A 17,923-nucleotide genomic window follows, 5' to 3' on the forward strand; every position below is an offset into this window, starting at 1 on the left:
CGGTCTCAGTCGCTGTCCTCCTCCAGGTTCCAGCGGAAGCCGCAGCGCTTGCAGCACACCGGTACCCAGGACGCCTGGGGACGGTGCTGTGCCTCCACCAACTGCAACTGGCCATAGGCCTTGCATTGCGGGCAATTGGCCTGGTTGGCCATCTCCTCGGCGTGCATCAGCAGGTAGATGTAGCGCCGCAGCGACCACAGCGTGATCACGCCGCACACCACGATGAAGGCAAGGTCCAGGAACTGCTCGCCGGGCGTGCCTCCGCCCAGGGCCTCCAGGCTGGCCAGCAGGGCCACCGCGGAGAGCAGGGCCAGGGCCATGTGCGCGTGGCTGGAGAGCAGCTCGCGCTCGTACCACTTGCGAAATCCCATGCGCCGGATGCCGTCGGCCAGCGTACGGTTGAGGGGATTGCGGTTGGGCATGGTGAGCGCCTGAAGATGTGCCATGTTGGCACAGGGCGTCAGGCGCACCAAGCGGGGCGTGCGATTCCCCACGTCCGCCCTGGGATTCAGCCCTCGCTGCCGAGCTGGCGCCAGGCGAATGCCGGCGCGCGGCCTTCACGGTCCTGTCCCGCGTACACCATGAGGTGAGGCACCGGAATCTGTATCCCTTTGGCGTCGAACGCGGCCTTGAGGCGGCGCAGGTACTCGCGCTTGATCCCCCATTGCTCCAAGGGCTGGGTGCGGAAACGGCAGCGGATGACCACGCCGGAGTCGGCCCAATTGTCCACGCCGGCGATCTCCATTTCGGCCAGGATGAGGGGAGCGAAGGCCGGGTCACCGCGCAGCTGTTCGGCCACGTCGCGCATCACGCCCATCACATCCTCCACGTTCTCCCGGAAAGCCACGCGGATGTCCATGACCGCGTTGCTGAAGTCGCGCGTCATGTTGATCACCGTGTTGATGGTGCCGTTGGGCACGTAATGCACGTTGCCGTCGTAGTCGCGCAGTTGCACATAGCGCAGGGTCACTTCCTCGACCAGGCCCGCGTGGTCGCCGATCTTGACCACGTCGCCCTGGCGGATCTGGTTCTCCAGCAGCAGGAAGAAACCGGTGAAGTAGTCCTTGACCAGGCTTTGGGCGCCAAAGCCCACGGCCAGGCCGACCACGCCGGCCGCGCCCAGGATGGGCGCCACCGAGACGCCGACCTCGGCCAGCACCAGCATGCCGGCCACCAGGCTCACCACCACCGCGATCAGGTAGCGGAACACCTGGTCCAGGGTCTGGGCGCGTTTGGTGGCTTCGCGGTCGTCCAGGCGGCTGGCGATGCGTTCGCGCAGCGTGCGCACGGCGCGGTGCAGCAGCTTGACCAGCAGCCACGCCGCCAGGACGATGAGCACGATGCGCGTGAGGCTGGCGGCTGCCCCGCCCAGGTTGGCCCACCAGCGGCTGGCGATGTCGATGAGGTTGTCATTCATGAGGGGTCCTCCGAAAAGAAGAAAAGGCAAAGCGGGCGACGGCCCTGCGGCCGTCGCCCGCGGCGAAAAGGTTCACGGAGCTGGAATGGCCGCCAGCGAGGCGAGGAAGCGTTCGCGCCACCAGTGCACGTCCTGTGCGCGTATCTGCGCCAGCAGGACCTGGTGGCGGCGCTGGCGTTCCTCCAGCGGCATCTGCAGAGCGCGCTGGATGGTCTCGGCCGTGCGCGCCGTGTCGTAGGGGTTGACCAGCAAGGCCTCGCTCATCTGCTCCGCGGCGCCCGCGAAGCGCGAGAGCACCAGCACGCCCGGGTCTTGCGGATCCTGCGCGGCGACGAACTCCTTGGCCACCAGGTTCATGCCGTCGCGCAAGGGCGTGACCAGCGCCACGCTGGCCGCGCGGTACAGGCCCGGCAGGCGTTTGCGGGCCACGCTGCGGTGGATGTAGCGCACCGGCATCCAGTCGAGTTCGCCGAAGTTGCCGTTGATCGCTCCGCACAGGCTTTCCAGCTCCTGGCGCAGCGCGGCATACGCATCGACCGATTCCCGGCTGGGCGCGGCGATCTGGATCAGCGTGGCGCTGCCCAGGTTTTCGGGGTAGCTCTGCAGCAACTGCCGGAAGGCCTTGAGCCGTTGCGGCAGACCCTTGGAGTAGTCCATGCGCTCCACGCCCACCAGCAGGCGGCGGCGCGAGTATTCGTCGCGCATCTGCGCGTACATCTCCTGCGACTCGCGGCCTGCTCCCAGCTCCAGGAACTCGTCGACGTCGATGCCGATGGGGAAGGCCTGCGCGCGCAGGGTCTTGCCGAAGGCGCGGAACTCGTGCTCGCCCAGCACGTCCGCCGGCGTCTCGGTGCCGACGTAGCGGGCGAAGTGCGAGACGTCGGCCTCGCTCTGGAAGCCCACGAGGTCGTAGGCGAACAGCGAGCGGATCAGCCAGTCGTGTTCCGGCACCGCGGCCAGGATCAGCGGCGGCGGCAGCGGGATGTGCAGGAAGAAGCCCATGCGCTGGCGGCAGCCCATGGCGCGCAGCTCGGCGGCCAGCGGGATCAGGTGGTAGTCGTGCACCCAGACCACGTCGTCGGGCTGCAGCAGGCCGGCGAGCTTGTGCGCGAACATCTGGTTCACGCGCCGGTAGCCGGCCACGTAACCGGCGTCGAAGTCCGCCAGATCCAGCCGGTAGTGGAACACCGGCCAGAGCACGCCGTTGCTGTAGCCCAGGTAGTAGCTGTCGTGGTCTTCGCGGCTGAGGTCCACCGTGGCCAGTTGCACGCGCCCGGCCTGCTGCAGGTGCAGGTCACCCTCGCCGGGCGTGCCGTTCTCCACCACCTTGCCGCTCCAGCCAAACCACAGCCCGCCCGACGCCTCCAGCGCCTGCCCCAGGGCCACGGCCAGGCCGCCCGAGGCGGTCTTGCGCGGGTCGGCGATGCGGTTGGAGACGACGACGAGGCGGCCCATCAGATCACCGAGTCCCAGGGGGCGGACAGCCGCACCGCCGCGTTGATGATGCCCACCATCGAGTAGGTCTGCGGGAAATTGCCCCACATCTCGCCCGTGGTGGCGTGGGTGTCTTCCGACAGCATGCCCAGCGGGTTGCGCGCGGCCAGCATGGTCTCGAAGATGGCGCGCGCCTCGTCCGCGCGGCCAATGCGCGCCAGTGCGTCGATGCGCCAGAACGTGCAGATGTTGAAGGCGGTCTCCGGCTTGCCGAAATCGTCGGCGGCTTCGTAGCGGCGCATGTAGGGGCCGTCGCACAGGTGCGCTTCCAGCGCGGCCAGGGTGGCGATGAAGCGCGGGTCGCGGGGGTCGATCAGGCCGACCTCGGCCATCAGCAGCACGCTGGCGTCCAGGTCGCGGCCGCCGAAACTCTCCACGAAAGCCTGCCGCTCCTCGTTCCAGGACTCCCGCAGAATGCGTTCGCGCATGGTGTCGGCATGTTGCTGCCAGTGGCTGGCGCGCTCGGGCAGCGCCAGGGTGCGCGCGATCTTGGCCAGGCGGTCGCAGGCGGCCCAGCACATCAGCGCCGAGCTGGTGTGCACCCGCGCACGCGTGCGCAGTTCCCACATGCCGGCGTCGGGCTTGTCGTACACGCGCACGGCCTGCTCGCCCACGGCTTCCAGCCGCTCGAAGTCGGCTCGCCCCGCCGGTCGCAGCAGGCGTTGGTCGTGAAAGGCCTGTGCCTCGGCCAGCACGATGTTGCCGTAGACGTCGTGCTGGAAATGTTCCTGCGCCTGGTTGCCCACGCGCACCGGCCCCATGCCCCGGTAGCCGGGCAGCGTGTCGCAGAGGCGCTCGGGCAGTTCGCGTTCCAGCCCGATGCCGTGCAGCGGCTGCACATGGCCGCCGCCCGCGCCCACCACCACATTGGTGAGCCAGCGCAGGTAGTCCTCCATGGTGCCCACCTCGGCCAGGCTGTTGAGCGCGCGCACCACGAAGAAGGCGTCGCGCAGCCAGCAGTAGCGGTAGTCCCAGTTGCGCTGCGTGCCCGGCGCCTCGGGGATGCTGGTGGTCATGGCGGCCACGATGGCGCCGGTGTCCTCAAAGAGCGAGAGCTTGAGCGTGATGGCCGCGCGGATCACGGCGTCCTGCCATTCGAGCGGCAGCGCCAGCCGCTGGCTCCAGCCGCGCCAGTAGGCCAGCGTCTCCTGCTCGAAATGCCGCGCGGTGTCGCCCACGCCGTCCTGCAGGGTCTCGTCGGGGCCGAGCAGGAAGTTGTGTTCGCGGGTCAGCAGAAAGGGCTGGCGCGCAAGCAGGTGGCTGATCGATGCATCCGTCTGCAGGCGCAAGGTCTGCTGCTCGCCGACGTACCGGATGTGGTTGCTGCCCGAGGTGATGGTGGGTGGCAGGCGGCCCCAGTCGAAACGTGGCGAGATGTTCACGCGGATGCGTGGCGTGCCCTTGAGCGGCCGGATGCGCCGCACCAGCATGGTGGGCCGGAAAAAACGGCCCCGAGAGGGAAACCGCGGCGCGAAATCCGTGATGGCCAGGCCTTGGCCTTGTTCGTCCCAGAGTTCGGTGACCAGCACGGCGGTGTTCGGCTCGTAGTACTGGCGCGTTTCGGCCAGGTTCTCGATCTCGATGGCGAAAGCCCCGTGGTCCGGCTGCTGGCCGCCCAGCAGCGCGTGAAACACCGGGTCGCCGTCGAAACGCGGGAGGCAGCACCACACCACGCGCCCTTGGGGGTCGATCAGCGCGCTGATGGCGCAGTTGCCCACCATGCCCAGCGACAGCGAGGCTGCCGCGGGCGGGGCGAAACCCGTTGGCTCGTGGTTCATGGGGCGGTGTCCTCCTGGATCAGGTTGTCCGCCAGCCAGGCGCGCAGGGCTTCGGGACTGGCGCAACGGTGGCGCGCGATGCTCGTACCGGCGCCGACCTTGATGCCCGCGCCACCCAGGCGCTGCACCACGCCGAAGCCGGCCTCGTCGGTGACGTCGTCACCCGCGAACAGCGGTTCACGCCCGGCGAAGGGTGTCTCCCGCATGAAGGCCTCGATCGCCAGCCCCTTGTTCACGCGCGAGGGCTTGACCTCGATCACGGCCTTGCCATGCAGCAACTGCAAATGGGCATCGTTGCCCACCGCGCGTTCCAGCGTGTCCAGGCACGCGGCCTCCAGTGCCGGCGCCAGGCGAAAGTGCAGTGCCACCGACGTGCGCTTGTGCTCGACCAGCAGGCCTTCATGGCGCGCCGCGAGCTCGCGCGCGGCCCGCAGCACGCGCAGCAGCCCGACCGGCTCGGGTTCCGTGAAAAGTCCATGGGACGACTGGCGCACCGAGCCATGCTCGAACGCCGCTGGCCAGCGCCAGGGCGACAGCATGGGCTCGATGTCCTCGCGCGCGCGGCCTGTCACCAGCGCAAGCGCGCCGTGCAGCCGTTCGTGCAGCCGGTCCAGCAGGGGCACCAGTTCCCGGGGGATCACCACCGCATCGGGCCGCAGGGCCAGGTCGGCAAGGGTTCCATCGAAGTCCAGAAACAGCGCCGAGCGGTCTGTCAGCAGTCTGGGGAGTGTGCTCATCGAACTCCCAACCGTAACAGACTTGGTGCCGTTGCCGCGCGTGCACCGGATTTGCCCGACCCATGTACTGCGGGACTGCGGGCCGCCCGCCGCGTTCAGTGCACCAGGTCGGTGCGCAGGCCGCCGGCCACCGCGTGCACGCGCGCCTGGTGGATGCGCTCTCCCACCTGGGCACCACCCAGGCCATCGGCCTGCGCCTGCGCGGCCACGGCCGCCGTGTCGACCGACAGCGCCAGAGACAAGGCCTGCGCCAGCCTGCGGCCCTGCGGGTAGTCGCGTGCCTCGTGGCCCAGGCGGCCGCGCGCATCGCACTCGCAGGCCAGCAGCACCTCATGGAAGCGCTCGGGTTTGCGCAGGGCATCGCAGCGTTCAAGCAGGCGCACCAGCGCGGCGGCACCGAAGTCGCCGCTGCGGTGGATGTTGCCGTGTTCGCGCGCCACCACATCGGCCAGTTCTTTGCATGCGGTCGGTACGCGCAGGCGTTCACAGACGGCCTTGAGCAGGCGTGCGCTGCGCTCCTCGTGGCCGATGTGGCGTGGCAATACATCCGCCGGCGTGGTGCCTTTGCCCAGGTCGTGTCCCAGGCAGGCAAAGCGCACGGGCAGGCTGGCGCCCAGCCGCGCGCTCATGTCCAGCACCATCATCAGGTGCACCCCGGTGTCGATCTCGGGGTGGTAGTCCGGCCGCTGCGGCACGCCCCAGAGCCGGTCGACTTCGGGCAACAGGCGCCGCAGCGCACCGCACGCGCGCAGCACTTCGAACAGGCGGCTGGGGCGCTGCTCCATCAGGCCGCGCGCCAGTTCCTGCCACACACGCTCGGCCACCAGGTGATCGACCTCGCCGTCGGCCACCATGCGCCGCATCAGGTCCATCGTTTCGGGGGCCACGGTGAAGTCGGGAAATCGTGCCGCGAAGCGCGCCAGGCGCAGGATGCGGACGGGATCTTCCGCGAACGCGCCGGTCACGTGCCGCAGCACGCCGGCCTGCAGGTCACGCAGGCCGCCATGCGGGTCGATCAGCGGCGCGCGCGCCGGATCGTCCGCGTGCTCGGCGGCCACGGCCATGGCGTTGATGGTGAGGTCGCGGCGCGCCAGATCGTCCTCCAGCGTGACGCCGGGCTCGGTGTGGAAGGCAAACCCATGGTAGCCGGGAGCCGTCTTGCGCTCGGTGCGCGCCAGCGCGTGTTCCTCTCGTGTGACCGGGTGCAGGAAGACCGGAAAATCCCGTCCCACCGGCAGAAAACCCGCCGCCGCCATCGCTTCGGGTGTGGCGCCCACCACCACCCAGTCTCGGTCCGCGTGCGAGGCCGCACGCGCGGCATCGGCCTGCGCCATCAGCGCGTCCCGCACCGCGCCGCCCACGAGATAGATCTTCATGCGGCGAGTGTAGGTGCATCGAAACCGGCGCCCTGGGAGCGATCGGGCACCCCAGGCAGGCCCCGGGGCCTACCTTCCCAGGCGGTACGGCTCGTCGAAGGGGATGAAGTCCTGCTCGGCCAGGGCCTCATCGATCCAGGCCTTGACACCCGGCAGCGTGCTCACGCGCTCCACATAGGCCGCGAGGTCGGCGGGCAGCGGCAGCTCGTAGGTGCGCAGCCGCATGCAGACCGGCGCGAAGTAGGCGTCGGCGATGGTGAAGTCGCCGAACAGCAGAGCGCCGGCGGGTTGCGCGGCCAGCAGCTCGCTCCACAGGCCGCACAGCCGCGCGACGTCGGCGCGCACGGCGGCCTGGTCACGCCAGACCAGGCGACCGATGTCGGGCAGCGAAGCCTCGATGTTCATGGGGCAATGGTTGCGCAGCGCGGAGAAGCCGCTGTGCATTTCCGCGCAGACGCTGCGCGCGCGGGCCCGTGCGCGCACGTCGGTGGGCCAGAGGTGGTGTTCGGGGAAGCGTTCGGCCAGGTACTCGGCAATCGCCAGTGTGTCCCACACGGCAAAGCCGTCGTCCACCAGCACCGGGACCTTGCCCACCGGCGAGATGGCGCGCAGGTGCTTCTTGAACGTGGAATCGGACTCGAAGGAGTCGAAGCGCACCATGACCTCGTCGAACGGGATGCCCGCCTGTTTCAGGAGCACCCAGGGCCGCATGGACCAGGACGAGTAGTTCTTGTTGCCGATGTAGAGCTGCAATGCCATGAGGTCCTCCTTGGGGGGACCTCATGTTAGTGCGGGTCGCACCGGTGATTGATGCGCATGCGCGGCCTCATTGATGAGCTGAGGCCGGCGGTTCAGGCGTACTTTTCAAGGATGCGCGTCGAGCGCTCGACTTCGCGGAAGGTGTCCACCTCGGAAGGGGAGGCGGAGACGGCCTCCATCACCGAGCAGGCCATCATGCGGTAGAAGGCCTTGTCCATGGCCTTGCGCGCGGCCGACATCTGCTGCGCGATGTCCTCGCAAGGCCTGCCGGAGTCCACCATTTCGATCAGGCCGCGCACCTGACCTTCGATGCGCTTGAGCCGGTTGATGACCTCGCGCTGGTGTTCGGTGCGGAAATGTGCCCTGGCGGACGCACCGGCGCTGACCAGCGGTCGGGCGGCAAGGGGCAGTGGGCTCGGGATGAAGCTGGCGGTCATGGTCTCTCCTGTCGGTTGAAAGTATTCGTTTCTGGCACGGCGGCGAAGTGTGCCAAACAAATACCTCACCCGGGTCAGTTGGAGACCGATCTGTTTTATCGGCGGGCCGAATAGCGGAAATCGAGCAACCGACTGCGGCCGCCGCGGTGGCCCAGGTAGGTCGGCGCGATGGTGCGCAGGCTGGCCGCCTCGATGCCGAGGGAGGACAGCCCGGGCCACTGGTTGGTGGCGACGTTGTCCACCGACATCGAATCCAGGTTGTCGCGACTCACCAAGGGCTCGCCGGGCAGCCGTTCCATGACGGCCGCCTGCAGGCGGGCCAGGAAGCCGGGCAGGGGCAGCACGGCGCGCTGCCGGCTGCCCAGTCGGCCGGCGAGCCGCACGAGTTCGGCCAGCGTGAAGATCTCTGGGCCCGCGCATTCGAAGGTCTGTCCGATGCTGCTCATGGGCAGGCCCTGGTCGATCAGGCTGGCGACGATGGCGCTGGCCACGTCTTCCACCCACACCGGTTGGAACTGGGCGCCCGCGCAGGCCAGCGGCACGATGGGCAGGCCAGCTTGCAGCCGGGCAAACAGGTTGAGGAAGCGATCGCCGTCGCCAAAGATCACGCTGGGCCGAAGGATGGTGAGCTGGAGTGCGGAGGCCCGCAGAACCTCTTCGCCGCGCGCCTTGCTGCGCAGGTAGTGCGATGGGCCGTCTAGGCTGGCGCCCAGCGCGCTCACATGGACCAGCCTGCACTGGCCATCGGCCGTGCAGGCTTCGGCCAGCGACAGGGGCAGCTCCACATGAACCCGTTCGAAGTCGGCCTCGCCGCCGTGCAGGATGGCCACCAGGTTGACGGCCGCATCGTGGCCGTCGAGCAGCCTGAGCAACTGGCCAGGGTCGTGCACGTCGGCCTCGATCACGGTGACCCGGGGCAGGTGCTGCACAGGGGCCGCATTGGCCATGCGGCGCGTGGGGACGGTGATGCGCCAGCCCTGGCGGTGCAGCTTTTCGCACACGTGGCGGCCCAGGAAACCGGTGCCGCCGAGCACGAGGACGTTCTTCATGGCGGGCCCTTTCTTCAGGGCAGGTCGCGGTTGATGGCCTGTGCGGTCTGGTCGCGCGGGCCCACGGTGCCCAGGCGTTCGCGCAGCGACTGCGGGCGCCCGCTGAGGATGGCCGCGTAGTGAACCGTATTCGCCAGCACGCGCTTGACGTAGTCACGGGTCTCGTCGAACGGGATGTTCTCGGCCCAGATCTCACCCGGCAGCGCGGGGCCATTGCGCCAGGCGCGCGGGCGGCTGGGGCCGGCGTTGTACGCCGCGGCCGCCATGGGCAGGGAGCCTTCGAAGTCGTCCAGCGCGAACTTCAGGTACGCGGTTCCGATGAGGATGTTGATGTCGCGGTCGGTGATCTGCCCTGGCCTGAAGTCGGTCAGGCCGATCTTGCGCGCGGTCCAGCGTGCGGTGGCGGGCATCACCTGCATCAGGCCCGAAGCGCCCACGCCGGACCGGGCCTCGGTGACGAAACGGCTTTCCTGGCGGATCAGTCCGTAGACGTAGGCCGGATCGAGGCCGATCTCCCGTGCGCGCGCCACCACCTGCTCGCGGTGCGGCATCGGAAAACGCTGCGCATGGTGCAGGGCATCGGGCGTGCGTTCGCTGGTGTTGATGCAGCGGTCCCACAACTCGTTGCGGCAGGCCAGGTCGGCGGCGGCCAGCAGTTCGCGTTCGCCCAGCCCGCCGGGGGTGTGCAGGGCGATGGTGTAGTTCCACTCGCGCACGCCCTCGCTGCGCAGGCCCAGCCGGATGGCCGCCAGGGCACGGCGCAGGCCGGGGTCGTTCTGTGCCGCGGCCACCTCCTCGCTGCTCAACGGGGCGGGCGGGGGCGGCTCGACGATGGGGCGGCCCAGCGCTTCCATGGCCAGCATCTCGTAGAAGCCGCGCGGTGCCGCAATGGACTCCAGCAGCGCAGTCGCCTGCGCCGTGGCGGCGGCGGCGTCGGGCTGGCGCAGCTCCTGGATCGCGCGGGCGCGCCAGTACACCCAGGTGGATTCGTTGCGCTGGGCCTCGCTCATGGCGGCCACCGCGTCGCGCACGTGGCCCCAGGCGCCGGCCCGCAGGGCGGCGCGCGCCTTCCAGGCCAGGTGGTCGTCGTGCATGTAGCGGTCTTCGCCGTTGGCGAAGTAGGCCAGCGCCTCGGGTTGCAGGCGCTGGGCGGCACGTTTGCCGACCACCCCCCACACCCAACTGCGCTCCTCCTTGGTGAGCTGGGTCTTCCAGCGCAGGTGGTCCAGCTCCAGCGCCGCCGCTGCAGGGTCGTTGGCGGCCAGGCGGATGAGGGCCAGCGTCACCAGTTCCTTGGTGCGTGGCCGGATCGCGGTGAGCTTTTCGTCGAGGTACTTGGCCGGATCGGCGCTGATCTGGTCCACGATGGCCGCCCAGTCGGCATCGAGCAGGGCCACGGCCTGGCTGGCCACCCGTGGCCGACCGGACTCCATGGCCAGGCGGGCCCGCAGCCAGGCCGCTTCGGGTTTGAGCTGGCCGCTGGCCAGCAGGGCCTGTGCCGCGGTGGCGCAGCCATCGTCGGTGTCTCGCTGGGCCAGCCAGTTGGCCTGCACCTGCGCGGCGGCGGCTTCGGGCGCCAGCCGGCCGGCGGCGGCGTCGAGCATCAGGCCGTAGCAGCGGACCTGGCGATCGTCGCGCATGCGGAAGCGGGGCAGTTCGGTTTCGAAGGTGCGCCAGTCGCGCGCCTTGCCCAGCACCAGCAGCCAGTCGTTGCGCAGCCGGTCTTCCCAGTAGGTGCCGGCCATGCGGTCGAGTGCCGCCCGAACCTGAGCCGCGCCAGCGGTTTCCAGGCGGGGCTTGGTGTCCCAGTAGATCGCCAGCGGCTCCAGCGTGTGGCCGCGCAGGGCCGGCAGCAGGCTGGCCATCTGGGCCGTGTTGTTGCGCCGGAAGGCGTCGCGCATGTTCAGCAGCGTGTCGTCGCCGCCGGTCTGTGCCCAGGCGGTGCAGGCTTGCAACAGTGTCGCGGCCATAATGAGCCGGACGCCCTGCTTGATGCGGTGTTCGATCCCTTGCGTCATGCCAACAACCCGTTTCATGTGCTGATTATGGACAACAAAGACGGCCAGAGTTCCCCTGAAAAGCCCACGCGCCCGGCCGAAGGATCGACGGCTGTTCTGAAGGCTGAGTGGCGCAAGGCCCTGATCGAAAAACGACAGGGACTGGCCGACCGCAACCTGCGCAACGACTTGCTGCAGCGCGTCATGCGCGTCTGGCTCATCCACCGGCCCGACACCATCATCGGCGCCTATTGGCCGATCAAGGGCGAGTTCGACCCGTTGCCGGCCCTGTTCCGCTGGCAGGAGGCGGGGCTGGAGGAGGACGCCCAGAGCGCCGCGCGCCACCGGCGCATCGGCCTGCCGGTCGTCAACAAGATCGACAAGACCCTGACGTTCTACACCTGGTACCCCGGCTGCCCGATGGAGGAGGACGCCTATGGCATTCCCAAGCCCAAGGACACCGAGATCGTCCAGCCCACGCTGATCTTCGTGCCTTGCGTGGGTTACGGCCCGGGGGGCTACCGGCTGGGCTATGGAGGCGGCTTCTACGACCGCACGCTGGCCAGCCTGCAGCCCAAGCCCTTCACTGTCGGGCTGGGCTACGACTTCGGCCTGGTCCCGGAGCTGGAGCCTGAGCCGCACGACGTACCGCTGGACGCCATCCTGACCGACACCGGGGTGCAGTGGTCACGCCGCTGAGGCGCGCGCTCGTCGTCAGGGGTGCTCGGCGGTGGCGTGCGCTTCGGTGATGCGCCGTTCGCGGCGCACCAGGTAGAGGCCGCTGCCGATGACGATGGCCGCGCCGATCCAGGTGTGCGAAGCCGGCAGGGTGTGCCAGATCAGCCAGTCCAGCCCCAACCCCCAGGCCAGCGCGCTGTATTCGAAGGGCGCCACGGCCGAGGCCTGTCCGTGGCGAAAGGCCTCGGTGATCGCCAGCTGGCCGCAGAAACCGGTGACGGCCAGGGCCAGCAGCAGCAGGGCGTCGGCCTGCTGCACCGGCACCCAGTTCGGCCAGGCGAGCGCGCCTGCGCCCAGGGCCATCATCACCATCATCCACAGCACCAGGCTTTCCACGCTGTCGGTGCGGCTGGCCAGCCGGCCGGCAATGGCCGCCACGGAATAGCCCAGGGCCGCGGCCAGCACCGCCAGGCCACCGATGGAGACTAAACCGGCCTGCAGGTCGGCCCCGCTCGGGCGCAGCGCGATCATCACGCCCACGAATCCGAAGGCGATCGCCCACCAGTGCGCCGCCGGCACGCGCTCCTTGAGAATCGGCACCGACAGCGCCGTAATCATCAGCGGTGCGATGAAGAACAGCGTGTACGCCGCGGACAGCGGCAGTTCGCGCACTCCGAGCGTGAAGAGCGACAGCATGGCGATGCCCAGCGCGCCCCGCAGCAGGTGCAGCGGCCAGCGGATGCGCCAGACCGTGCCCCAGGCGCGGCGCCAGGTGATGAACAGCAGCACCAATGGCAGCGCCGTCATGCCCCGCAGCGCCGCGATCTGCAGCACCGGGTAGCGCGCCGACAGCGTCTTGAGCACCGCGTCCATCAGGGCGAAGAACCCCACCGCGACCAGCATGAAGACGATGCTGCGCAGATTGCCGCTGGAGGAGTGGGCCGGAGGCGTCATGGAGGGCGGTGAGGCAAAGCGCGAGAGTGTGCACCAGTTCCGTGCATCCCGCAGGTGCCAAAGGCCAATGCCCCGGCCAGTCCGGCCCTAGTCGATGTTGTCGAGCGTGTCGGGGTCCGGTACGTCGCCAATGGCTTCGCGCGTGGCGGCGGCCTGCAGCAGCAGCCAGTCGCAGAAGGCCTTGACCTCGGGCCGTTGGCCGCTGCGCGGTGCGACCAGCAACCAGTACACCAAAGGGGAGTCCAGGCGGGTGTGGGGCAGCGGCTCGACCAGATCGCCGCTGGCCAGGCTTTCGGCCACCAGCGGCAGGCGCGCCAGCGCCACGCCCTGCCCGGTAAGGGCGGCTTGCACGATCTGGTTGGCGTAGTTGAAGTACAGCCAGCGTTGTGGCGAAAGCTTGGGAGCCGAGGCGCTGGCGCGTGAGGTGCGCTTGCCACCACCGGGTTTGCCGCTGCTGGCACCGGTTGCGCTGCCAAAGGTGTCGAGCCAGCGTTGCCAGGTCAGCCATTCGAGGTGGCGTGTGCGGTGGGCATCGCCGGCCTCGATCAGCGCGCAGCGCGAGAGGTCTTCGATGCTGTGGATGGGGTGGGTCCGCAGCAGCCAGGGGCTGGCCACCGGCGTGAGCTGTTCGCCAAAGAGCCGCTGGGCCGACGCCGGCACCGACTGGGGGACGGCGTAGCGCAACGCCAGGTCCACATCGGCGGTGGCCAGGTCCACCGCGTTGTCGGTCGCGTCGATGCGGATGTCGATGTCGGGATGGTCGCGCTGGAACGCCTCCAGCCGCGGAATCAGCCACATCGAGGCAAACGAGGCCCAGGTGGAGATGGCCACGCTCTTGCGGCCGGCGCTCTGGCGGATCTGGCGCACGGCGGTGTCGATGCGCTCCAGCGCCATGCCCGATGCGCGCAGCAGTTGCGAGCCCGCGCTGGTGAGTTCCACCGCGCGCGTGTGGCGCAGGAAGAGCGCGGTACCCACCTCGTCTTCCAGCGCCTGGATCTGCCGGCTGACCGCGCTTTGCGTGAGCGAGAGCTCCTCGGCCGCGGCGCGGAAGTTCAAGTGGCGCGCCACCGCATCGAAGGCGCGGAGATGGCCCATGCCGATCGGGCGGGTCCTGGGGTGGCTGCGGGTGAGCTGCATGGTGGGGGGTGGGGTATTGATGCGAGCGGCGAATCAATAGCTTATCCCCAATTCATTGGACGCAGAGGGGGGATGACGGGAAGATTGATGCCCAGGATGAGCCTTCGTCCCCCACCAGGAGTTTTCCCATGACCACCCGTTCTGCTTCCTTTCCTCTCGCCACGGAGCGCGCCGACGCCGTCGCCCCGGCACGCGGTTGGCGGCTGGACGCGCGCCGCGCCATGAGCCTGCGCCCCAAGGTGCCCAGCGTGCTCTCCATCACCCAGGGCCGTGCCTGGGTGACGCTGGGGACCGCGGCCAAGGGTGCGGGCAATGAACTGGGCGACCACATGCTGGAGGCGGGGCAGAGCCTGCGCGTGCCGGCGGGTGCCCGGCTGGTGATGGAGCCCTGGCAGCCCGGGGTGGTCGAGCCGGTGCGCTTCGAGTGGTGCACCGAGCCCGAGGCCCGGCAGGCCACGGCACCCAGCCGCTTCCGCCGCGAGGTGGTGCATCCCTCGCACGAACTGGCTGTGGCCCTGGGCCAGGCGGCCTGGGCCTTGGCGCGGCTGGCGCGCGGCCTGCTCGGCTACACCGAATACCTGGTGGCCGGGCGCGGCAGGGTGCTCACCCGTTTCGAGTCGAACCCGCCCTGAGCTTCTTTCGGGCCGGCCTGGCAGGCTTGCGCGCCGCCACGGCGGCCTCCAGGGCCAGCCGCGCCCAGGGCAGCATGAGCGCGGGCGACTCCAGGGCTTCCGCCGGAGGCGTGTGGTAGTGCAACTGCATGCGCCGGCCCTTGGCCTCGTAGACAAAGGGTTCGGCACCCGCCGCCAGCCACCGGGGCTGCGTTTGCGCGTTGGTCTTGAGAAACAGCGTTTCCCAGGCAATGATGGCGATGTTCATGCCATCGACCGAGATGCCCCAGCCGCCGAACATGGGCTTGGCCACGCAGGGCCCCACGCCAGAGAGCAGCTCGCACGCATGGGCAACGAAAGGGTCGATGGGCTTGGCCATGCGCCATCTTAGGGCCGGTTGGTGCCGCCCGCCCTGGCCGGGGTGGACAATAGGCCGCCATGGCCAGGCCCAAATCCGCATCCCATGACCTCAAGCGCGACGAGATCCTCGACGTGGCCGCGCAGTGCTTCGCGCGCCAGAGTTTTCCCGCCGCCAGCATGAACGACATCGCCGCCGCCTGCGGCACCAGCAAGGCGCGGCTCTACCACTACTACGAGAGCAAGGAAGCCATCCTGTTCGACCTGCTGGACCGCTACACCCAGCGGCTGCTGGCGATCATTGGTGAAACCGAGGCGCGTGCGCAGCGCCGCAACCTCAACGAGCGCGAGGCGCTCAACGAGCTGGTGAGGGCCTTCCTGACCGAGTACGAAAGCTCGGCCACGCGCCATGTGGCCCTGGTGTCCGACACCAAATTCCTGGGCGAGGTGCAGCGCGAACTCATCCTCAATCGCCAGCGGGACGTGGTGGCCGCGTTCACCCGTTTCCTCAAGCGGGCCTACCCGCAACGGGTGAACGCGGCCAACCAGACCGCGCTGACCATGATGCTCTTCGGCATGATCAATTGGACCTTCACCTGGCTGCGGCCAGGGGGAGCCATGAGCTACAGCGCCTTCGCGGACGAGGTGGTGGCCATGCTCGAAGGCGGCATGACCAGCGGCGCGGCGGGGTCTTGATGGTTTACTTATCCGTAATTGATTTCGTATAGTTAAAATTTTCCTCCCCCACACGGAGACTCCCATGAGCAAAGCATTTGCCTCCCAGGCCGACCTGGCCGACAAGAAGATCACGTTCGAGCAGCTCAGCCCGCACTGCTGGGCCTACACCGCCGAGGGCGACCCGAATTCGGGCGTGATCATTGGCGAGAAGTACATCATGGTGAGCGACGCCACCGCCACACCCGCCATGGCGCGCGACCTGATCCAGCAGATCCGCAAGGTCTCCGACAAGCCCATCAAGTACGTGCTGCTCACGCACTACCACGCGGTGCGCGTGCTCGGTGCCAGCGCCTACGCGGACGAGGGCGCCACCGAGATCATCGCCAGCCGGGGCACCTACGAGCTCATCGTGGAGCGCGGAGCCGAGGACATGCAGAGCGAGATGGAGCGCTTTCCGCGTCTGTTCCGCGGCGCCGACAGCGTGCCCGGGCTGACCTGGCCGACGCTGGTGATCGGAGATGGCAAGCCGGGCCGCCAGGGCAGCCTGGAGGTGGACCTCGGCGGCGTGAAGGTGCAGATCTGGCACCCGGGCGCCGGCCATACGCGCGGCGACACCATCGCCTGGGTCGAGGAAGAGAAGGTGCTGTTCAGCGGCGACCTGGTGGAGTACGAGGCCGGCGTGTACACCGGCGACGCCCAACTGGAAGAGTGGCCCGCCACGCTCGAAGCGCTGCGCGCGCTCAAGGCCGAGTACATCGTGCCCGGCCGGGGCGAGGCCATGAAAGGCAACGCCGACGTGAACAAGGCGCTGGACTACACCCAGCGCTGGGTGACCACACTGTTCCAGGCCGGCAAGGAAGCCGTCGCGGCCAACATGGACCTCAAGGCCGCCATGGCCCACACCCGCAAGAGCATGGACCCGGTGTTCGGCCACGTGTTCATCTACGAGCACTGCCTGCCGTTCGACGTGAGCCGTGCCTACGACGAGGCCAAGGGCATCAAGAACCCGCGCATCTGGACCGCCGAGCGGGACAAGGAGATGTGGAGCGCACTGCAGGCCTGAGGGCGTTGCAGCCGCACCAACAGGCCGCCTTCGGGCGGCTTTTTCATGCCGGACCGGCTACGATCCGCAGCACGCATCCAGGCCCTCCATGCCCACCACCGTCCTGCACCATACCGCCACCGACTGGGGCATCGTTGCTGTCTTCGCGATCGTCTACCTGGGCATGTTCCTGGGCGGGTTGCCGCGGCTGAAGCTGGACCGCTCCGGGGTGGCCCTGCTGGGCGCGATCGCTGTGATCGCCTTGAGCAGCCTCCCGGTGGAAGACGCCGCGCGCGCCATCGACCTGCCCACCATCGTGCTGCTGTTCGCCTTCATGGTGGTGTCGGCCCAGATGCGGCTGGGTGGGTTCTACGGCGCGGTCACACGCCAGGTGGGCGCGCTGCCGCTCTCGCGCGGGGGCCTGCTGGCGGTGCTGATCCTGGTGGCCGGCGCGCTCTCCGCGGTGTTCTCCAACGACATCATCTGCCTGGCCATGACGCCGGTGGTGGCCCGCCTGTGCCTGCAGCGCGGGCTCAATCCGCTGCCCTTCCTGATCGGGCTGGCATGCGCCGCCAACATCGGCTCGGCCGCGACGCTGATCGGCAATCCGCAGAACATGCTGATCGGCTCCGTGCTGCAACTGCCTTTCGGGTCTTATGTGCGGCAAGCACTGCCGCCGGTGTTGGCGGGCTTGTTCGTGTTGTGGCTGTGGCTGGTGGTGGGGCCGGGCGCCCGTGCAACAGCGGGCCCGGCGGCGGTGGACGCTCCATTCGCTGCAGTGGCGGATGTGCCGCCCGAAGAACCGGATTTCGACCCCTGGCAGACCGCCAAGGGCCTGCTGGTGGCCGGTGCGCTGATGGCGATCTTTCTGTTCACCGACTGGCCGCGCGACGTCGCGGCGCTGGTCGGCGCCGGCGTGCTGCTGCTCAGCCGCCGCCTGCATTCTTCGCATGTGCTGGGTCTGATCGACTGGCCGTTGCTGATCCTCTTCATGGGGCTGTTCGTGGTGAACCATGCCTTCGAGACCACCGGACTGGCCGCGCAGGCGGTGGCCTGGCTCGGGTCCCAGGGCGTTCACCTGGCTCAGCCGGGGCCGCTGCTGGTGGCCGGCGCACTGCTCTCCAACCTGGTGTCGAACGTGCCAGCGGTCATGCTGCTGCTGCCCCACCTGGCGGGCGCAGGCGAGCACGCGGGCGTGCTGCTCGCCCTGGTGACCACCTTCGCGGGCAATCTGCTGCTGGTCGGCTCGATCGCCAACCTCATCGTCGCCGACCTGGCTCGCCAACAAGGCATCACCATCGACTGGAAGAGCCACGCCGTCACCGGCATACCGGTGACCCTCCTCACGCTGGCGCTGGTCTGGGGCTGGATGCGTTTTGTGAACTGACGACCCGCGCAGCGGCGCAGCGTGGGGGCCACGGA

The 17,923-nt window shown here is 69.0% G+C and carries 18 protein-coding genes; 5 read left to right on the top strand and 13 right to left on the bottom strand.

Features of this window, described 5'->3' with window-relative positions:
- Positions 1-5 precede the first annotated feature (5 nt).
- The 10 genes from KIT53_RS10765 to KIT53_RS10810 form a co-directional block, all read right to left on the bottom strand.
- Positions 6-446, bottom strand: a complete 441-nt coding sequence (locus KIT53_RS10765; RefSeq protein ID WP_297751949.1) for a hypothetical protein — start codon at positions 444-446, stop codon at positions 6-8.
- 62 nt (positions 447-508) lie between these two features.
- The gene (locus KIT53_RS10770) at positions 509-1,417 is read right to left on the bottom strand and encodes a mechanosensitive ion channel family protein (protein ID WP_297751952.1); all 909 of its coding nucleotides are present in this window, start codon (positions 1,415-1,417) and stop codon (positions 509-511) included.
- Positions 1,418-1,489: 72 nt separating this feature from the next.
- Positions 1,490-2,872 (bottom strand): alpha,alpha-trehalose-phosphate synthase (UDP-forming), encoded by a 1,383-nt coding sequence (gene otsA / locus KIT53_RS10775; protein WP_297751955.1) that lies wholly within the window; start codon positions 2,870-2,872, stop codon positions 1,490-1,492.
- On the bottom strand, positions 2,872-4,689 hold the full coding sequence (locus KIT53_RS10780) for a glycoside hydrolase family 15 protein (RefSeq protein ID WP_297751958.1): 1,818 nt from the start codon (positions 4,687-4,689) through the stop codon (positions 2,872-2,874). Before KIT53_RS10780 ends, otsA begins: the two co-directional genes overlap by 1 nt.
- Positions 4,686-5,426, bottom strand: a complete 741-nt coding sequence (otsB, locus tag KIT53_RS10785; protein WP_297751961.1) for a trehalose-phosphatase — start codon at positions 5,424-5,426, stop codon at positions 4,686-4,688. Before otsB ends, KIT53_RS10780 begins: the two co-directional genes overlap by 4 nt.
- Before the next feature lie 95 nt (positions 5,427-5,521).
- A complete protein-coding gene (locus tag KIT53_RS10790) occupies positions 5,522-6,802 on the bottom strand; it encodes a multifunctional CCA addition/repair protein (RefSeq protein ID WP_297751964.1) in 1,281 nt (426 codons plus the stop codon).
- 69 nt (positions 6,803-6,871) lie between these two features.
- Positions 6,872-7,561 (bottom strand): glutathione S-transferase family protein, encoded by a 690-nt coding sequence (locus KIT53_RS10795; RefSeq protein WP_297751967.1) that lies wholly within the window; start codon positions 7,559-7,561, stop codon positions 6,872-6,874.
- Between the two features lie 92 nt (positions 7,562-7,653).
- Positions 7,654-7,998, bottom strand: coding sequence for a metal-sensing transcriptional repressor (locus KIT53_RS10800; RefSeq protein WP_297751970.1), 345 nt, complete (start codon positions 7,996-7,998; stop codon positions 7,654-7,656).
- A 95-nt stretch (positions 7,999-8,093) separates the two neighbouring features.
- The gene (locus KIT53_RS10805) at positions 8,094-9,047 is read right to left on the bottom strand and encodes a complex I NDUFA9 subunit family protein (protein WP_297751973.1); all 954 of its coding nucleotides are present in this window, start codon (positions 9,045-9,047) and stop codon (positions 8,094-8,096) included.
- Positions 9,048-9,061: 14 nt separating this feature from the next.
- On the bottom strand, positions 9,062-11,017 hold the full coding sequence (locus tag KIT53_RS10810) for a lytic transglycosylase domain-containing protein (protein ID WP_297752253.1): 1,956 nt from the start codon (positions 11,015-11,017) through the stop codon (positions 9,062-9,064).
- A 75-nt stretch (positions 11,018-11,092) separates the two neighbouring features.
- On the opposite strand from KIT53_RS10810, the gene KIT53_RS10815 reads away from it, so the two are divergent.
- Positions 11,093-11,743, top strand: coding sequence for a 5-formyltetrahydrofolate cyclo-ligase (locus tag KIT53_RS10815; protein ID WP_297751976.1), 651 nt, complete (start codon positions 11,093-11,095; stop codon positions 11,741-11,743).
- A gap of 15 nt (positions 11,744-11,758) precedes the next feature.
- Here KIT53_RS10815 and KIT53_RS10820 read toward each other — a convergent pair whose 3' ends face one another.
- Entirely contained in the window at positions 11,759-12,676 is a 918-nt protein-coding gene (locus KIT53_RS10820; protein WP_297751979.1) for a DMT family transporter, read from the bottom strand.
- A gap of 87 nt (positions 12,677-12,763) precedes the next feature.
- Entirely contained in the window at positions 12,764-13,813 is a 1,050-nt protein-coding gene (locus KIT53_RS10825) for a LysR substrate-binding domain-containing protein (RefSeq protein ID WP_297751982.1), read from the bottom strand.
- A gap of 128 nt (positions 13,814-13,941) precedes the next feature.
- Between KIT53_RS10825 and KIT53_RS10830 the strand changes: the two genes are divergently transcribed.
- Positions 13,942-14,445, top strand: a complete 504-nt coding sequence (locus tag KIT53_RS10830; protein ID WP_297751984.1) for a DUF2917 domain-containing protein — start codon at positions 13,942-13,944, stop codon at positions 14,443-14,445.
- On the opposite strand, the gene KIT53_RS10835 is transcribed toward KIT53_RS10830, so the two are convergent.
- Positions 14,417-14,803, bottom strand: coding sequence for a TfoX/Sxy family protein (locus tag KIT53_RS10835; protein WP_297751987.1), 387 nt, complete (start codon positions 14,801-14,803; stop codon positions 14,417-14,419). The genes KIT53_RS10830 and KIT53_RS10835 overlap by 29 nt on opposite strands.
- Positions 14,804-14,862: 59 nt before the next feature.
- On the opposite strand from KIT53_RS10835, the gene KIT53_RS10840 reads away from it, so the two are divergent.
- The 3 genes from KIT53_RS10840 to KIT53_RS10850 all read left to right on the top strand — a co-directional run bounded on the left by KIT53_RS10840 (position 14,863) and on the right by KIT53_RS10850 (position 17,888).
- Positions 14,863-15,477, top strand: coding sequence for a TetR/AcrR family transcriptional regulator (locus tag KIT53_RS10840; protein WP_297751990.1), 615 nt, complete (start codon positions 14,863-14,865; stop codon positions 15,475-15,477).
- Between the two features lie 64 nt (positions 15,478-15,541).
- The gene (locus tag KIT53_RS10845; RefSeq protein ID WP_297751993.1) at positions 15,542-16,522 is read left to right on the top strand and encodes an MBL fold metallo-hydrolase; all 981 of its coding nucleotides are present in this window, start codon (positions 15,542-15,544) and stop codon (positions 16,520-16,522) included.
- An 88-nt stretch (positions 16,523-16,610) separates the two neighbouring features.
- Positions 16,611-17,888, top strand: coding sequence for an anion transporter (locus KIT53_RS10850; RefSeq protein ID WP_297751996.1), 1,278 nt, complete (start codon positions 16,611-16,613; stop codon positions 17,886-17,888).
- Positions 17,889-17,923: the final 35 nt, after the last annotated feature.

Origin of the sequence: Hydrogenophaga sp. (assembly GCF_026125785.1) — a bacterium.
Classification (GTDB): Bacteria; Pseudomonadota; Gammaproteobacteria; order Burkholderiales; family Burkholderiaceae_C; genus Hydrogenophaga.

Excerpts from the sequence above, each read along its gene's own strand:
- KIT53_RS10825 (WP_297751982.1), bottom strand. The coding sequence starts at position 13,813 with ATGCAGCTCACCCGCAGCCACCCCAGGACCCGCCCGATCGGCATGGGC.
- KIT53_RS10820 (WP_297751979.1), bottom strand. The coding sequence starts at position 12,676 with ATGACGCCTCCGGCCCACTCCTCCAGCGGCAATCTGCGCAGCATCGTC.
- KIT53_RS10800 (WP_297751970.1), bottom strand. The coding sequence starts at position 7,998 with ATGACCGCCAGCTTCATCCCGAGCCCACTGCCCCTTGCCGCCCGACCG.
- KIT53_RS10830 (WP_297751984.1), top strand. The coding sequence starts at position 13,942 with ATGACCACCCGTTCTGCTTCCTTTCCTCTCGCCACGGAGCGCGCCGAC.
- otsA (WP_297751955.1), bottom strand. The coding sequence starts at position 2,872 with ATGGGCCGCCTCGTCGTCGTCTCCAACCGCATCGCCGACCCGCGCAAG.
- KIT53_RS10840 (WP_297751990.1), top strand. The coding sequence starts at position 14,863 with ATGGCCAGGCCCAAATCCGCATCCCATGACCTCAAGCGCGACGAGATC.
- KIT53_RS10805 (WP_297751973.1), bottom strand. The coding sequence starts at position 9,047 with ATGAAGAACGTCCTCGTGCTCGGCGGCACCGGTTTCCTGGGCCGCCAC.
- KIT53_RS10790 (WP_297751964.1), bottom strand. The coding sequence starts at position 6,802 with ATGAAGATCTATCTCGTGGGCGGCGCGGTGCGGGACGCGCTGATGGCG.
- KIT53_RS10780 (WP_297751958.1), bottom strand. The coding sequence starts at position 4,689 with ATGAACCACGAGCCAACGGGTTTCGCCCCGCCCGCGGCAGCCTCGCTG.
- KIT53_RS10835 (WP_297751987.1), bottom strand. The coding sequence starts at position 14,803 with ATGGCCAAGCCCATCGACCCTTTCGTTGCCCATGCGTGCGAGCTGCTC.
- KIT53_RS10845 (WP_297751993.1), top strand. The coding sequence starts at position 15,542 with ATGAGCAAAGCATTTGCCTCCCAGGCCGACCTGGCCGACAAGAAGATC.
- KIT53_RS10765 (WP_297751949.1), bottom strand. The coding sequence starts at position 446 with ATGGCACATCTTCAGGCGCTCACCATGCCCAACCGCAATCCCCTCAAC.
- KIT53_RS10850 (WP_297751996.1), top strand. The coding sequence starts at position 16,611 with ATGCCCACCACCGTCCTGCACCATACCGCCACCGACTGGGGCATCGTT.
- KIT53_RS10810 (WP_297752253.1), bottom strand. The coding sequence starts at position 11,017 with ATGGCCGCGACACTGTTGCAAGCCTGCACCGCCTGGGCACAGACCGGC.
- KIT53_RS10815 (WP_297751976.1), top strand. The coding sequence starts at position 11,093 with ATGGACAACAAAGACGGCCAGAGTTCCCCTGAAAAGCCCACGCGCCCG.
- KIT53_RS10795 (WP_297751967.1), bottom strand. The coding sequence starts at position 7,561 with ATGGCATTGCAGCTCTACATCGGCAACAAGAACTACTCGTCCTGGTCC.
- KIT53_RS10770 (WP_297751952.1), bottom strand. The coding sequence starts at position 1,417 with ATGAATGACAACCTCATCGACATCGCCAGCCGCTGGTGGGCCAACCTG.
- otsB (WP_297751961.1), bottom strand. The coding sequence starts at position 5,426 with ATGAGCACACTCCCCAGACTGCTGACAGACCGCTCGGCGCTGTTTCTG.